This window comes from Shewanella nanhaiensis (genome assembly GCF_019457885.1).
Taxonomy (GTDB): domain Bacteria; phylum Pseudomonadota; class Gammaproteobacteria; order Enterobacterales; family Shewanellaceae; genus Shewanella; species Shewanella nanhaiensis.
On record NZ_JAHZST010000010.1, the window covers coordinates 147004 to 162212 of the forward strand.

The window sequence follows — 15209 nt, forward strand, 5'->3', positions numbered from 1 at the left end:
GTTACATAAGTAAATGTAAACCGTGGTGGAAGATGTTAGATAAACAAAAAGTTCGTTGGTTATTGTTGCTGCTCTTTTTTGGACATACCAATATCTTAGCAAGCGATCTTGATACTTGTTTTAAATCTAAGGGGGATAAAGTTGAGCAGATAGCCGCATGTGAAAATAGTCTTGCCCCTCTGAAAAAAAATCACTCTGATTATTTAGACCTACAGTTACAACTACTTATTCTGTATACCTCTCAAGGTTCATACTCTCTCGCAAATCAAACCGATATGGCGATATCAAGCCTTAACTTAACGAATTTCCCTCTTGATAAACAGTTTAAATACCTGCGACACCGAGGCATATTAAAATATCGACAAGGATTATATCCTCAAGCTCTATTGATATTTGAGCAAGCTTATCAACTGGCAAAAACTGATAAGCAAACTCTATTAGAGGCGAAAGCACTGAGTGATATCGGAACCGCCAATATGGCCATGGCAAATCATAAGGAGGCAATTTCAGCTTTTCATCAAAGTCTACTTTTGAAACAGCAGCTTGCCTCTCAAAGAAGCATAGCTATCACTTTAAATAACTTAGGCTCAGTTTACCTTAAAATGGAGGACTGGCCACAGGCTGAGCGCTATTACTCACAAGCGTTAAGCATCTATATCAATGAGGGAAATAAAGCCAGTGAAGCCCACAGTTTAGAAAACATTGCCGTTGTACAGATGAAACAAGGCAAATATAAGCAGGCATCCCAAGGCTTTAAACAATCACTCAATTTCTTTATTGAAATAAAACAGGAGGTCGCTCAACTCAGGTTACATATTAATATGGCAGAACTAAACCTTCTGCAGCAGCAATTAGTTGAGGCCGAAGAGCATCTAGATCTAGCACAAAAAATAGAATCAAAGCTTGGAAATAATGCTTTAACACTTCCACTGCAACTCAACTTAGGACAACTCTTCATTCAACAAGGACTTTATCAACAAGCTGAGTCAATATTAAAAACTGGTTTAGCGCTTTCGTTAGAAAACAGAGATAGCCGGATCACAACACGCTTTTATCAGGCATTAATTGATAACGCTGTTAAATTTCTCCGTTGGGAGCAAGCTTTTATTTTTGAAACCAAGTTAAAAGAGCATCAACTTAAAGGTTTTCAGCTTAAATTTGACGAGTCATTAGCTAACACTCGAGTACAGTTTGAGTATGAACGCCAACAGCAAGCCATAGAGCTACTGGATAAAAAGAATAAGATAAGTGATCTACTCATTCAAAGTAGAAATACCCAGCTGCTGGTTTTAATACTGTTAATAATCATCATGGCCGCTGCCATGTACGCCCTCTATTATCGACAGAAACAGCATAGAATAGCAGAGCAGAAAAAGCTCGAGTCACAAATTAATTGGCACAGAAGGAGAGTAAAGCAGCTGGGGGTATCTCATTCAGCATTAAAAGCAGCATTTGGTCAACTTCCACAAGCCCTTTTAGTAGTGGGCAATAGCGAAGAGATAGTCTATATCAATCAAAGTGGCTGCGAACTGCTTAAACAAGATGAAGCCCAACTTGTGGGGCAACGCCTAGAAAACATCTTTCCTCGTACGGCATTAAACTTCTGGGAACAGTGGGACAGTGATTCAGAGCTGGAAAATGCCCTAGTGACTGATGTCAGGCTCAACTCACAAGATCCAGAGCAAATATTAGATATCTGGCTAACCAATATCTCACGAGGCGAACCCATTGCCGTGATCAATATGGTTAAACATGGTGAGTCAACGGCACAAAAGCCGATAAACTCACTGCTTACCGAACAAGATTTTCAGCATAAACTTGTTGATCTGATGTTCTACTGCGTTGAGTTTTGGGAGACCACGACACAATCAACACGTATCGAATTGGCTGAAAAAAGTGGGATCTGGCGTGTATCAATAGATGACGGCAGATTAAGAACACGCTCTCTTGACCGCTACCTTTCGGTGCAACAGCTACCTAAGAAACCTAGGTGGAGAGAGGTGCTGAGAACAGCTCACTATGTCATTGCAGAGTGTAAGCTAGATACAGAGCAGGAGAACACCATCAACTTAAAGCTCACTGCACTTAACCAACATCTGCACACTAAAGCCCTGTTATAGTAATAAAAACGCCCTGCTCTAAAAGCAGGGCTAACGTTACTCTACCCTGTTACTCTTTGAAATTGAACGAAAACTACTTAGCCAGTAATTTACGCTCTCGTCTTTCGATCTCCATATCACAAAGACCACAGGCAAATTGTACCCCCTGCACAATTGAATACACCTCATGATGATTCTTATCACTATTTTTTAAGCTTTCAGGCCCATAAAAGATAGGCCTAACCGTTCCTCCATCTCCTTCACGGCTGTCATCTCTTAACTGATAAGCGATGGAGTTACACAGATGACCGGTGGCTGCTCTTGTTAATCCATACTCATCATCAAACTGACCACAACTTTTAGTGCCTACCCCGCCACCAAAATCTGGGCATTCATCCTCAGCAAAACGCCCAAAACGTGCCAGATGCAGAGGCGTTAATTTAAACTCTCCCAGTATTACAACTTTTCCATTTTGGCACCACTGGCCCTCAATAGGCTCTTCGTGGGCAAATGCCGTGGCAGGTAACATCATATTTGTGGCAACTAGCAGTGCCATAACACACTTTTTCATATTTCCATTCCCTTGATATAAGTCGGTGTTGATTTTGATCCCAAACTAATCCTTTCAACATTAAAAAGTAATCAAAACAGAGGGTAAAAACAGGGCGAAGTTATCTAAAGGTAATACTTTAAACTTGTAAAACAAAACTTTATGAAAAAGCTGAGAACACTTAACGCGCTCTCAGCCTAACGCTAGACCTCAAATTAACTAGTCTGCGTAATAGAAGTTTCCTCCCCAGATAAAGGGGGTTGAACCATTTGGCGCTGTCGCGATAAAGCAGTTAGCACCATCATAGACACTGCTTGCAGGACAAGATGGTACTCCCGTTGGCGTGGTATAGAAGTTACCAGCATAGATAAAGGCTGTTGTACCCGCGGGCGCTGATGCGATATAGCAGTTAGCTGAATCATCACTGCCAATAGAGCAGGCATTATATTCAGAGTAGAAGTTATTGGCGTAGATAAAACCTGTCGCTGGCTTAGTCATCACATAACAGTTAGCACCATCAAAACTACCAATTGGGCACACATTACCTGGCAGTGGTGTGGTATAAAAATTGCCGCCCCACTCGAAAGCCGTTGTTCCGCCTGCAGCTGAAGCTATATAGCAGTTTGCAGAATCGTCACTGCCGACTGAACAAGCATCATATTGGTGATAAAAATTATTGGCGTAGATAAAGCCTGTTGAAGGTTTAGTCATCACGTAACAATTTGCGCCGTCGTAACTGCCCAGAGGACAATCGGTAAAGCTTGGCTCCACATAATATTTACCTGACCAGATAAAAGCATTATGTCCACTTGGAACGGGAGTCACATAACAGTTCTGGCTATCAAACCAAGGGGTAATAACACTGCCGTCATGGGCAATCACAGGATCGGTACAGGGTTGTTTCCAAAATGCCATTAGGTTTGGCGAACCACTACCTATGCTTGAAAGCACTCCAGGTGTAGCATCGCCTACCACCTGTGACATGATATCTGCAGGTGTTGCAGCTGGATTTTGAGCTAAAAGAAGCGCCGCAATACCTGTGACATGGGGCGCGGACATTGAGGTGCCGCTGATGGTATTGGTGGCCGTATTCGAGCCTATCCAGGCAGAGGTGATATCAGAGCCTGGTGCAAAAATATCCACACAGCTCCCTTTATTGGAAAAAGATGAGCGCTTATCTTGATCTGTGGTAGAGCCTACGGTTATCGCATCATTCACTCTGGCCGGAGAGAAACTACAAGCGTTAGCATTACTGTTTCCCGCTGAAACCACGTAAGTGACCCCTGAGTTAATTGAAGTTTGAACCGCGCTGTCTATGGCCGTACTCACTCCTCCCCCTAAGCTCATATTCGCGACACCGGTTCCACCAGCATTCGCCGTCACCCAGTTCACACCAGCAACAATAGCGGCGGTGGATGTACTATTACTGCAACCAAATACACGAACAGGGTGAACCGTTGCTCCCTTAGCTAAACCATGACGCGTTCCTAACGTGGTACCCGCCACATGGGTACCATGACCGATGCAATCTGTATTGGGGCTGCCACCGACAAAACTCGCTCCAGCGCCTACTCGACCTGAAAAATCTAGATGGGAAGCACGAAGACCAGAATCAATCACATAAACATCCACACCAGCACCGTTTTCCTGATAGGTAAATCGGCTATCTAGGTTAAGTGGCCTCTCATCGATGCGATCCATTCCCCAAGAAGGTACCGGGTTTTGGATCGTATGAAGATGCACGAGATCATCACGCTGAATATCGATCACCATAGGCTCATTTTCTAAACGGGCTACCCCCTCCTTATCTATCACGCCTGAAAACCCATGAAATACAGAGTCATAGAGATAATCTAACCTGCCGTTGACACTGCGAGTTAATTCACTGGCAACACTGGCCAACTCTTTGGTATCAACACGCCTATCTAACTGAATTAGATAACGGTTAGGAATTAAAGGAGAGCTAATACAGAAGGTAAAAGCCCCCTCAGCAAGCTCTGTCTCCAAACAGGTTTCCCATTGGTATTTTGCCCGCTGAAGTTGCTGGTTTATCTCTGACAGCATCACTCCATCCGCCGTCAGCTCTGACTGGAAACGCCCAATTTCTCTAGCCTCCCCATCATCTAATGCGACAGTCATTTTTGATGGGTGTATGCGCCCTTCACGCTGAAGCAGTTCCATTACCTCCTCTTGTGATAACGCTTTGCCTGATAACATTCCTCGGTGTGCAGAACTTTGTCCCTTCCAATTATCATCAAGGGAGAGTTTAAACATCTTAAGCTCAGCCTCAGGCCTCTGCTCCTCACTCACTTTGAAGTTAGATGATACCGCTCCTCTGCTTTCATCTGCGATGCTTTCATCTGCGATAGTTGGGTTACTTGCGACCATGGCTAAAGTTGAAGCCAAAAGATAATAAGATTTAAGTTTCATCGTCTGTCATTCCTTTTGTAGTTTGATGAAGACCAAAGGCAAACTCAGGATTGCCCTTGGCCACAAAAGAGATAGCAAACTTAGATTTTTTTTACCGCTAACTTCATGGGCAAAATAGGAAATCGTCAGACAATTTCGGGAGAGATAAAAATATAAACAATATTAATCAACAGCTTACAAAAACAAAACTAATAGGTACTTTTCATTCTTGAATCACCTCCAGCAAGCGACTTTAGGTATAGCTGATAATATTATGGATGGTGACAGGCTTATCACTCATATTACGATAACCATGTTCTTGATCAGCATTAAACCTCACTGCAGTGCCTTTTTCGACTCTATGCCAGCATTGGTTTAGGTAGTACTCCATGGCACCGTCAATGGCTAATATGTGCTCAACAACACCCGTATTATGAGGCTCAGAGATATGTTTACGTTGAGGAAACAGGGTAATTTGAAACACTTCAAACCCCGTAATGCTATCAAAGGGAGATAAGGCGGTAATTTGAATATCTTGCTCAAGATTAATTAAAACACTGGGCGCACTACTAAACTCAAGCTCCTCAATGAAATAGGACAGAGGCAGATTAAAACCATTCGCAATGCTCCATAATTTCACCACAGTCGGGCTAGACTCGCCCCGCTCTATCTGGCCTAACATAGCTTTAGACACACCTGTGTGTTGACTGGCTTTATCTAAACTCCACCCCTTTTGTTTACGCGCATCTTTTAATCTAGTCGCTAACGTGCAATGAATATTAATCTTCAACTCCTTGTGCGTTATAACATACGGTGTTATTTTACTCTCACTTTGTGCGTTATTGCGCACAAAGTGAGAGTAGCATAAACAGAAAAAAATGATGAACAGAAACCGGAGTAGAGATGAAAAATGTCAGCTTAATCTTGAATCGTATCAACGCTGGCTTTCTCGCATTTTTAGTGGGTTTTACCAGCTCTGTCGCATTGATCTATCAAGCTGCCGTGAATCTCGGCGCCGATCTCACTATGGTATCGAGCTGGATTTTTGCATTAGGAATAGGCATGGGGCTCACCTCCATAGGCTTATCACTCTACTATCGAGTCCCTATTTTAATTGCTTGGTCAACGCCCGGTGCAGCACTACTTATCACTAGCACTCAAGGTTTTAGCATCAATCAAGCCATAGCAGCCTTTATCTTCTGCGCTTGCTTAATCACTTTATCTGGACTCACTGGTTGGTTTGAAAAGCTGATGAACCGCATTCCTCAACAGATCGCCAGTGCCATGTTAGCGGGAATACTGCTTACATTTGGCATTGACGTGTTTAACCTGATGGGTCAATCACTGTATCTGGTGCTTGCCATGTTACTTGTTTACCTTATTAGTAAGCAGGCAATACCTAGGTTTGCAATGTTAGCCATCTTACTCTCCGGAGGGTTAATTGCGTGGCAGCAAGGGGGACTCATTACCCCCAAGCTGGATTGGACCATAAGCAAGCTTATCTATATCGAAGCAGAGTGGAGTTTTGCGGCACTCTTGAACATAGGCCTCCCCCTGTTTATTGTCACTATGGCGACACAAAATATACCTGGGATTGCCATCTTAAAAAGCCAGCAATACTTCCCATCCACCTCCACATTGATGACAGTCACTGGGTTTATGAACATAGTTATCGCGCCTTTCGGCGGTTTTGCTATCAATCTAGCCGCGATCACTGCCGCTATCTGTATGTCACCAGAGGCAGATCCTAATCCCAATAAGCGTTATTGGGCCGCTGTCAGTGCTGGCGTATTTTATCTGCTAATGGGAGTGATGGCTCTCAGCCTGATGACACTATTTCAATCTATGCCACAAGCACTGATATTAGCTCTTGCTGGGATAGCACTGTTTTCAACCATAGGTAGTAGTTTGCAACAAGCCTTTATTGATACTCAATATAAAGAAGCAAGCTTAATGACATTTTTAGTCACAGCCTCAGATTTCACTCTATGGAATATTGGCTCAGCACTTTGGGGAGTCGTCGCAGGCGTCATCACCCTTCTTGTTCCCTACCTTATTTCACAGATCAAATGTAACACTAACCAAGGAGAAGACTCGCAGCAATAGCAAACATAATAAAGGCGATCACAAACTCCAATACTTTCCATGAAACTGGTTTCTTAAAAATAGGAATAAGCACTCTAGCGCCATAACCTAGTGAGAAAAAGAACACAAAAGAGCCTGAAACAGCGCCTAGAGTAAACCACTCTTTAGTCCCCTCATATTGGGTGGAGATAGAGCCAAGTAGAACCACAGTATCCAGATAGACATGGGGATTAAGCCAAGTAAATGCTAAGCAAACCAGTACCGTTTTTATCAAACTTGCTGGTAGCTCTCCCTCTGCATCTAACTGATGAGAGGTTTTAAAAGCGCTATAGAGACTTTTTAGCCCATAAACCAACAAAAAAGCGACTCCCGCATAACGAGATATCACCTCAATCAGTGGAAACTCACTGACAATAGCGCCAAACCCTGCAACCCCAAATGAGATCAATACCGCATCGGATAGCGCGCAGATAAAGCAGACCGCAAATACATGGTGTTTCTTTAATCCCTGCTTTAACACAAATGCATTTTGAGCGCCGATGGCCAATATGAGCGACAAACCCAATGTAAAGCCAGCTATATATGAGGGAAACATCTAAAAACCTTACGCTTATATAGAAGTGATTCAAGCTACGACAAGCATCTGATAAATTCAAGAGCAGCCAAGTTGGTAAAGTGGCCGCCCTTAGCACTTAGTTTCCCCTTAGCCTTTAATCTGATAATCCCCCTTAGTCGACAACGTCACAGTGATCACTGCATCGGTGCTGTTTTTCCAATACCAGCCATGGGAGCCAGCAAAAGGCGTAGTCAACGATCCCTTCATCTTATCCGATGTGGTAATTGAAAAACTCTCGAAGTAACCGGTTTTGTCCCCTTTAGGCTCACCATGAAAATCAAAGTAGAGTGGCTCTCCATTCGTGCTCCACTCATATTCCAAGTGTGTATACGCATCCATCAGCAATTTATACTCGAGTCCCTTCCCTGCTGGAATATCGATATTAACCAGATCACTTCTAACGCCTGGAGTTTGTCGTCTCTGAGCGATTTGCTCCACCGATGGCGCATCAGCTACAGCTTGAAAATCGGTCTCGCTAATAGAGAGTGTAACCTTAGGTTCAGTACTGCCACCGAGCTCCTCACTTTCAGGCAAGCTATTTTGTGACAGCTGCGTCAGCCCTAATGATTTTCCTAGACCTGTCGGGTCAATGTTGTACTCGGCGGGTAAAATGGCGATAAGCAGAACAACTGCGGCAATCATAGATGCGGCAATACAGGCTTTGATTAGTGTCGCAGTTGAATGAACTGGGAGCTCAACACTGATCTCATTGCTATTATTTGTATTTGTCATTATTTATCCTGATCTTTATCTGAACGTTCACAAAGCGTTAGCTAGTAAAGTAACCCGTCAATTGAAAGCCGACTAACATCAAGCCGCCACTCATCAACAGGGTATTTGTTGCAGTTGAAAACTGAAAATAACTGCTATGTCTTCGCCAAAAGCTCATCAAAATAAGCACAATGCCTAAGACTAAAAACTGGCCAATTTCGACGCCTAAATTGAACGCCAGAATATTTGGCACTAGACCATCTTGCGGCAGATTAAACTCCTGAATTTTTGTCGCTAAACCAAAGCCATGAAACAAGCCGAAGATCATCACCGCTACTTTAGTATTGGGTTGAAAGCCAAAGACTCGCTTAAAACCTCCCAAGTTATCAAAGCCTTTATAGACAATAGAGAAGCCGATAATGGCGTCGATAAGATAGGGGTTAACCTCAATATTGTTGAGTACGCCAAACAGTAAGGTGATGCTGTGACCTAAGGTAAATAGGCTCACATAGAGCAGGACATCTTTACCTTTGAAGAGGAAAAAAATCACTCCGACCAAAAACAGCAGATGATCGTAACCCGTCACCATATGCTTGGCGCCAATATAGATAAAAGGCAAGATGGAGATCCCCTCATTGAGGATTAAAAACTGCTTGGTTGCCTCATCAACCCCATGGGCCGATAACGTAAGTGACACTGACAACCCCAATATTGCCAGCAATAATCCCATCAACACCTTTAAGCTGTTAGCCAAAATCTGGCTCATTACACACACTCCATTCGTTTAATATATACCAGTAAAACAGAAGTAGATCTCCCCATAGTAGGAAAGCCAATAAGCCTTTGTTTTACGTAACTAACTGTCCGCTTTAAAAAATCAAAAACGAAACAAAAAATGAGCAGATTAATAGTAAGGAGGCGGAAGTGGCGGCGCGTAACCTATGTTTAAATAGGTGAGATCATCATGACTCAAGGTTCCATGCAAAAAAAAGCAGCATGTTAACTGAGATTCGACAGGAGGGTGAGATGGCATATGTGAATGGTTGGCATGTTCATGGTCACCCGCAACAGACTCAACAGACTCCACTTCACCATCAAACAGGATAACGGACTCTCTGTATTCGCTCAGGGATGATCCATGATGGTGGCCTTGGGCTACACTGCTCCCATGAAGGTGATGGTGGCTAACAGCCGAGCCTATGGGATGATCGCTATTTGGGTATTGTACCGAAAACGCCTCACCTAACGATAACACCTGACACAAGAACACCACCAGTAAAATCACCAGTGTCATGTTTGAGTGCACTCGCCTCCCAACCCTCCCTGCAACACTTGTTGAAAGTAGCTCAGTAGATCTTGGTAAGTCGGTTTTAGAGTTTAACAGTGATAGCCTCAATCAGTTATTTACATTAGCAAAAGCTGCTAAAGTCATAGCATTTAATCAGATCTACACAAAAAGTCCAGCAAGTCGAAAATGAGTACCACAACCCTAGCCAAGTAGATTATGCACCCAATAGCGGCAGGGTTTTAAGCCTGTGATAGTTAAGTGCCAAGAGTAAGCAGTGGCGTAACTTTTCTTTGGGCAGTGGTTTATCAAGAGGTAAAACTATTGCCCTATTTCCCTGAAAAATAAACGTATCAGAATATAACTCACGAAATGTATCCACCAACTTAGTATTACAGGTAAAGAAAATATAGACCCCATCAGGATCTTTAGGGCTCCAATCCATGCGTATGGTACTGCCGTTTTTCACAAGATAACTAGGTTGACCCCATTTTAACGTTTCCTCCAGTTCGCCCAACCGCTCTTGCTCGATAATATCGAGTATCCATTGCCGAACTGATAGCAAAATGGTTTTTGCATTCTCAGGATACTGCTGAAACTTAACTTCAACCCCCTGCTCCATCCTTTTCTCCATATTGGGCGTTCACACTCCGCGGCACTGACACGACAATCAACACATTCAGCCCCAAAAAAAGAAGTGACTCAGCATAAAAAACTAGAATATTGACACTAAGCATTATTTACAACATATTAATTTCTATCAATGTCAGTCAGATAATGCGCCAACAGCTCGTTCGCCAGCGATCAGGCTGAACGTATATAACTCACCTAAATGAGTCACGAGGTTTGTTGTAACCACAACTAGAATAATACCAATATAACGGATCTAAGGGATGTGAAATGACTAAAAAAAGAGTGTGGTACAAGGTTCTTGAAAATAAAAATGAGCTCCAAGAAGGCCGAGTCATGTCAGTTACAGCTGGACATCAAGTCCTCTGTTTAAGCCATTTTGAGGGAAAGTATTCAGCCTTAGATAACCGTTGTCCCCATCAAGGTGGCCCACTAGGCGAAGGCTCGATAGAGAAAGGGTTACTTCGTTGTCCTTGGCATGGTTGGGAGTTTCATCCCTGCTCTGGTATACCTCCAGGCGGATTTAACGATGGTATTCAAACTTTTGAAGTAAAAGTTGAAGGTGACAACATACTAGTCGCCATCGAAGAGGAGGAGGAACATCAAGCCACCATCTCTGATGTGATGGTAGAAACCATGGTCAACTGGGGCGTTAACCGAGTATTTGGTATGGTTGGTCACTCAAATCTCGGCATGGCCGATGCTCTTAGGCGTCAAGAGGAGCAAGGCAATCTTAAGTTTATCGGCATACGTCATGAAGGTGCCGCCTCATTTGCCGCATCAGCTTATGGCAAATTAACCGGTAAACCCGCCGCCTGTTTCGCCATTGCAGGGCCAGGCTCTACCAATATGTTTACAGGGCTCTGGGATGCCAAAGTTGATCGGGCGCCCATATTGGCATTAACAGGCCAAGTCGCGACCCAAGTAGTAGGAACGGGGAACTTTCAAGAGGTCGATCTGATCAATGCATTTAACTCAGTGGCCGAGTTCAACCATAGGGTCGAACATAAGAGTAAACACAGTGAGCTGATGAGTCTGGCCATCAAAACCGCCATCATTAAACGCGATGTCTCCCACCTTACCTTCCCCGATGAAGTACAAGAGTTACCCCTTGAGAACAATGAGCGCGCACAGACCGATGAGGAGCGGATCACCTCCTTTACTATAGCGCCACCTCAAGAGAGCGTTGATAAAGCCCTCAACATGCTCAATCAATCGGCCAAGCCAGCCATTATCGTCGGCCACGGTGCCAGATTCCATATGAAGGAGATCCTCGCCTTTGCAGAGAAGTTGAACTGTCCAGTGATGACCACGTTTAAAGCCAAAGGTCAGATCTCAGATAGCCATCCATTAGGTTGTGGTGTGTTAGGGCGAAGCGGAACGCCTATCGCTTCTTGGTTTATGAATGAAGCCGACCTACTACTGGTTATTGGTGCCTCGTTTTCAAACCACAGTGGGATCACACCTAAAAAGCCCACCATACAGATAGATTTCGATCCTCTAGCGTTAAGCAAGTTCCACAAGATTGATGCTGCAGTCTGGGGAGAGATATCGGTCACGGTGAAAATTCTAGCCGCGAAAATGAGCAGCTTTGACAATAAAATTAATCGAATAGAGGATATCAAGAAACGCAGTGATATTTGGGCCGCAGAGAAAGCTAAGCGCCTCACCGAAGACAGAGGCAAAGGGATCAGCTCCATATCTGTCTTCGATGCACTCTCAAAGCTCACACCAGATAATGCCGTTGTGTGTGTCGATGTCGGTAACAACGCCTATTCACTGGGGCGATATTTTGAAAGCAAACAGCAGACATTTCTGATGTCAGGCTATCTGGGCTCTATTGGCTTCGCCTTTCCTGCGGCCATGGGCGCATGGGCAGCGGTTGGTAGCCAAAGACCCATTATCGCAGTCGCCGGTGACGGCGGCTTCTGCCAGTATTTGGCAGAGCTCACTACAGCAGTAAAATACAAAATGCCTATCAAGGCAATTATCTTAAACAACAGTGAGCTTGGCAAAATATCAAAGGAACAAAGAGCTGGCGAGTTCGATGTCTGGGCCACAGATTTAGTTAATCCTAACTTCTCACAATACGCTAACTCCTGTGGCGCTCTGGGAATACGTGTCACAGAAAATGACGCCCTTGAGGAAGCGATGAAAACTATCATGTCTCACGATGGTCCCGCGCTGCTTGAGATAATCACAGATGTTGGCTTGATCTAATCCGATAATGGCACTCAGTGAACCTCTATCTAAAAGAGGTTCACTCACCACACTCCTGTCGCTTTATGAAGATATATTCATCACTTAAACCAAAACTGGATTAACATCACGTTAGAATAGTTGCAAAAAATAGCGATTACGCCATAGTGAGCCAGCAACTGAATATTATCTCTGGAGACCAAGAGAACATGAGCCAAATTAACCTACTCTTATTGTGCGGCGGTGGTGGAGACGAACATGCGATTTCGCTTATGTCTGCAGACTTCCTCGAAACCTCATTGGCTAAAGAGCCTGAGATAAATCTATTAAGAGTAGAGCTGGACGGTCAAGGACACTATCGCACCCAAGATGGCAGAAGCTGTGAGCTCACCAACCGCAAAGAGATACGTTTTACTAATGAGGAGCAAGCGCCCTGGCCTGTCGATTATGTGATCCCCTGTATTCACGGCTTCCCTGGTGAAACCGGTGATATTCAATCCTATTTCAACTTAATCAAACTGCCTTTCTTTGGTTGTGACTCTGAGTCAAGTAGCAACTGCTTCAATAAGGTGACAGCTAAGATGTGGTTCAGTGCCCTTGGCGTGCCAAACACCCCCTACATCTTCCTCAATGAGCTAAATCAAGAGTCTATCGCACAGACTAAACAAGCACTGAAAAACTGGGGCTCAATCTTTATTAAGGCTGCATCACAGGGTTCATCGGTTGGGTGTTACCGAGTCGATAACCAAGATGAGCTTATCTCAAGTTTAGAGCAAGCATTTAGCTTCTCTCCCTATGTGATTGTTGAAAAAACCATTAAAGCCCGAGAGCTCGAAGTCGCGGCTTATGAGTTAAACGGTGAGATAGTGGCAACCAAACCTGGTGAGATCATCTGTGCTAGCAACACCTTCTACAGTTTCGATGAGAAATACGCAGCCAACAGTAAAGCCGAAACTAAAGTTGAGGCGGATGTCAGTGAAGAGATAGCCCAGCAGATCCAAGCTTATGCCATTAAAGTGTTTAAAGGGATGAAGTTGAGCCACCTTTCACGTATCGACTTCTTTTTAACACAAGATAATGAGATCTTACTTAATGAGATCAATACTTTCCCTGGGCTAACGCCTATCTCAATGTTCCCTAAGATGCTGCAAAATCATGGTGATGACTTTACCCATTACCTCTACTCGAGCATAAAATCACAGCTAGCATCAGCGTAAATCTAGATATTAAAAGCCAGAGAATCTCTGGCTTTTAATATCAACAAGTATAATATCGACTAAATTGACAAGATCACACTGGCAATAGCCGCGCTCATTAGGTTTGCAAAGACCCCCGCCGCAATAGCTCTAAAGCCATGTTTAGCAATAAACTCTCGACGCTCTGGCACGATACTACCGAGACCACCAATCAGCACGGCCATTGTACCGATATTTGCAAAACCACAAAGTGCAAAAGTGATCACAGCTTTAGAGTGAGCACTTAATTGATCTCCAATACTCATCAGATTGATAAACGCAACAAACTCATTCACAACAATTTTCTGACCTATCAAAGAACCCGCAGTAATAGCCTCACTCCATGGGATCCCTAGTAGCCATGCCATAGGTGAAAGCATATAGCCTAGAATAAGCTCAAAACTTAGCTCATAACCAAACCAAGCACCAACAGAGCCTAACATGCCATTAAGCAGTGCTATCACACTAACAAATGCCAATAGAGTCGCACCAATGGCAACGGCAATACGCAGGCCTGACATGGCACCATCGGCCAAGGCTTCGATGACATTTGTCGCTTTAGGCAGTTCAACAGAGGTGATCTCATCGGCTTGATGGCTATCTTTAGAGGGGGGCATCAAGATTTTGGCCATCAAGAGTCCTGCTGGCGCGGACATAAAGGCGGCAGCAATAAGATAGCTCAACTCAACCCCAAGCGATGCATAACCCACTAAGGTACCACCTGCAACAGATGCTAAGCCACAACACATAACGGCAAAGAACTGCGAATCACTCATCCCTTTGAGATATGGCTTAATCACCAATGGCGCCTCTACCATACCAACAAAGATATTCGCCGTGGCCGATAATGACTCAGCACGGCCAGTCCCGAGCAGACGTTGAAGTCCACCACCAATAAAATTGATCACCATAGGCATAAAACCGATATGGTAGAGCGCCGAGATCATGGCTGAGAAGAAGATAATAATTCCCAGTACATTAATGGCAAAAACAAAACCTAATTTACCACTGGCAAGATCGCCAAATAGGAAATTGATCCCCACATTACCATACTCAATCACCCCCGATACCACTCCAGTTACCGCTTCAAGAGCCGATTTACCCGCAGGGATATAGAGGACTAACAGCGCAAAGAATATCTGTAAACCTAGGGCTAAAAACACTGTACGGTAGGGAATGCTCTTTCTGTCTACGGACAGTAACCAAGCAAAGAGTAAAATACTAATAATACCTAATAAGGCGGTCATAACGGGCCTATTTCTATCAAACAAAGGGGGAAGCCGCGCATTGTAGGCAGAAAAGGTTGAAGCGCAAGTTAGGTTAGTTAAAGAGTTGTGAGATATAACGATTAAAACATAAACAGTGAAATAAGCTGTTGTTAAATTAGCGA

The 15209-nt window shown here is 43.9% G+C and carries 13 protein-coding genes; 4 read left to right on the plus strand and 9 right to left on the minus strand.

What is annotated here, in order from left to right:
* Positions 1 to 32 precede the first annotated feature (32 nt).
* Positions 33 to 2120 carry a tetratricopeptide repeat protein gene (locus K0625_RS14675; RefSeq protein ID WP_220110375.1) on the plus strand — a complete coding sequence of 696 codons (2088 nt, stop codon included), beginning with the start codon at positions 33 to 35 and terminating at the stop codon, positions 2118 to 2120.
* A 73-nt stretch (positions 2121 to 2193) separates the two neighbouring features.
* On the opposite strand, the gene K0625_RS14680 is transcribed toward K0625_RS14675, so the two are convergent.
* The 3 genes from K0625_RS14680 to K0625_RS14690 form a co-directional block, all read right to left on the minus strand.
* On the minus strand, positions 2194 to 2670 hold the full coding sequence (locus tag K0625_RS14680) for a hypothetical protein (protein ID WP_220110376.1): 477 nt from the start codon (positions 2668 to 2670) through the stop codon (positions 2194 to 2196).
* A gap of 198 nt (positions 2671 to 2868) precedes the next feature.
* Entirely contained in the window at positions 2869 to 5079 is a 2211-nt protein-coding gene (locus tag K0625_RS14685; protein WP_220110377.1) for a S8 family peptidase, read from the minus strand.
* A 232-nt stretch (positions 5080 to 5311) separates the two neighbouring features.
* Complete coding sequence (locus tag K0625_RS14690) at positions 5312 to 5848, minus strand: helix-turn-helix domain-containing protein (protein ID WP_220110378.1); 537 nt, start codon at positions 5846 to 5848, stop codon at positions 5312 to 5314.
* Positions 5849 to 5961: 113 nt separating this feature from the next.
* Here K0625_RS14690 and K0625_RS14695 point away from each other — a divergent pair, with 113 nt between their 5' ends.
* Positions 5962 to 7164 (plus strand): benzoate/H(+) symporter BenE family transporter, encoded by a 1203-nt coding sequence (locus K0625_RS14695; protein ID WP_220110379.1) that lies wholly within the window; start codon positions 5962 to 5964, stop codon positions 7162 to 7164.
* Here K0625_RS14695 and K0625_RS14700 read toward each other — a convergent pair.
* The 5 genes from K0625_RS14700 to K0625_RS14720 all read right to left on the minus strand — a co-directional run bounded on the left by K0625_RS14700 (position 7136) and on the right by K0625_RS14720 (position 10377).
* Positions 7136 to 7738, minus strand: coding sequence for a LysE/ArgO family amino acid transporter (locus K0625_RS14700; RefSeq protein WP_220110380.1), 603 nt, complete (start codon positions 7736 to 7738; stop codon positions 7136 to 7138). The two genes, K0625_RS14695 and K0625_RS14700, sit on opposite strands and share 29 nt — an antisense overlap.
* 108 nt (positions 7739 to 7846) lie before the next feature.
* On the minus strand, positions 7847 to 8491 hold the full coding sequence (locus tag K0625_RS14705; RefSeq protein WP_220110381.1) for a hypothetical protein: 645 nt from the start codon (positions 8489 to 8491) through the stop codon (positions 7847 to 7849).
* Positions 8492 to 8528: 37 nt separating this feature from the next.
* Positions 8529 to 9236 (minus strand): HupE/UreJ family protein, encoded by a 708-nt coding sequence (locus K0625_RS14710; RefSeq protein WP_220110382.1) that lies wholly within the window; start codon positions 9234 to 9236, stop codon positions 8529 to 8531.
* Between the two features lie 138 nt (positions 9237 to 9374).
* Positions 9375 to 9776: a hypothetical protein gene (locus K0625_RS14715; protein ID WP_333473856.1), complete on the minus strand. Its 402-nt coding sequence runs from the start codon at positions 9774 to 9776 to the stop codon at positions 9375 to 9377.
* 196 nt (positions 9777 to 9972) lie between these two features.
* Complete coding sequence (locus K0625_RS14720) at positions 9973 to 10377, minus strand: DUF1801 domain-containing protein (protein ID WP_220110415.1); 405 nt, start codon at positions 10375 to 10377, stop codon at positions 9973 to 9975.
* A gap of 278 nt (positions 10378 to 10655) precedes the next feature.
* On the opposite strand from K0625_RS14720, the gene K0625_RS14725 reads away from it, so the two are divergent.
* The gene (locus K0625_RS14725; RefSeq protein ID WP_220110383.1) at positions 10656 to 12605 is read left to right on the plus strand and encodes a thiamine pyrophosphate-dependent enzyme; all 1950 of its coding nucleotides are present in this window, start codon (positions 10656 to 10658) and stop codon (positions 12603 to 12605) included.
* Between the two features lie 188 nt (positions 12606 to 12793).
* Positions 12794 to 13801, plus strand: coding sequence for a D-alanine--D-alanine ligase (locus tag K0625_RS14730; RefSeq protein WP_220110416.1), 1008 nt, complete (start codon positions 12794 to 12796; stop codon positions 13799 to 13801).
* 59 nt (positions 13802 to 13860) lie between these two features.
* Here K0625_RS14730 and K0625_RS14735 read toward each other — a convergent pair whose 3' ends face one another.
* Positions 13861 to 15066: a NupC/NupG family nucleoside CNT transporter gene (locus K0625_RS14735; protein ID WP_220110384.1), complete on the minus strand. Its 1206-nt coding sequence runs from the start codon at positions 15064 to 15066 to the stop codon at positions 13861 to 13863.
* Positions 15067 to 15209: the final 143 nt, after the last annotated feature.

Coding starts and splice junctions, on each gene's coding strand:
- K0625_RS14675 (WP_220110375.1), top strand. CDS start 33: ATGTTAGATAAACAAAAAGTTCGTTGGTTATTGTTGCTGCTCTTTTTT.
- K0625_RS14680 (WP_220110376.1), bottom strand. CDS start 2,670: ATGAAAAAGTGTGTTATGGCACTGCTAGTTGCCACAAATATGATGTTA.
- K0625_RS14685 (WP_220110377.1), bottom strand. CDS start 5,079: ATGAAACTTAAATCTTATTATCTTTTGGCTTCAACTTTAGCCATGGTC.
- K0625_RS14695 (WP_220110379.1), top strand. CDS start 5,962: ATGAAAAATGTCAGCTTAATCTTGAATCGTATCAACGCTGGCTTTCTC.
- K0625_RS14700 (WP_220110380.1), bottom strand. CDS start 7,738: ATGTTTCCCTCATATATAGCTGGCTTTACATTGGGTTTGTCGCTCATA.
- K0625_RS14705 (WP_220110381.1), bottom strand. CDS start 8,491: ATGACAAATACAAATAATAGCAATGAGATCAGTGTTGAGCTCCCAGTT.
- K0625_RS14710 (WP_220110382.1), bottom strand. CDS start 9,236: ATGAGCCAGATTTTGGCTAACAGCTTAAAGGTGTTGATGGGATTATTG.
- K0625_RS14720 (WP_220110415.1), bottom strand. CDS start 10,377: ATGGAGCAGGGGGTTGAAGTTAAGTTTCAGCAGTATCCTGAGAATGCA.
- K0625_RS14725 (WP_220110383.1), top strand. CDS start 10,656: ATGACTAAAAAAAGAGTGTGGTACAAGGTTCTTGAAAATAAAAATGAG.
- K0625_RS14730 (WP_220110416.1), top strand. CDS start 12,794: ATGAGCCAAATTAACCTACTCTTATTGTGCGGCGGTGGTGGAGACGAA.
- K0625_RS14735 (WP_220110384.1), bottom strand. CDS start 15,066: ATGACCGCCTTATTAGGTATTATTAGTATTTTACTCTTTGCTTGGTTA.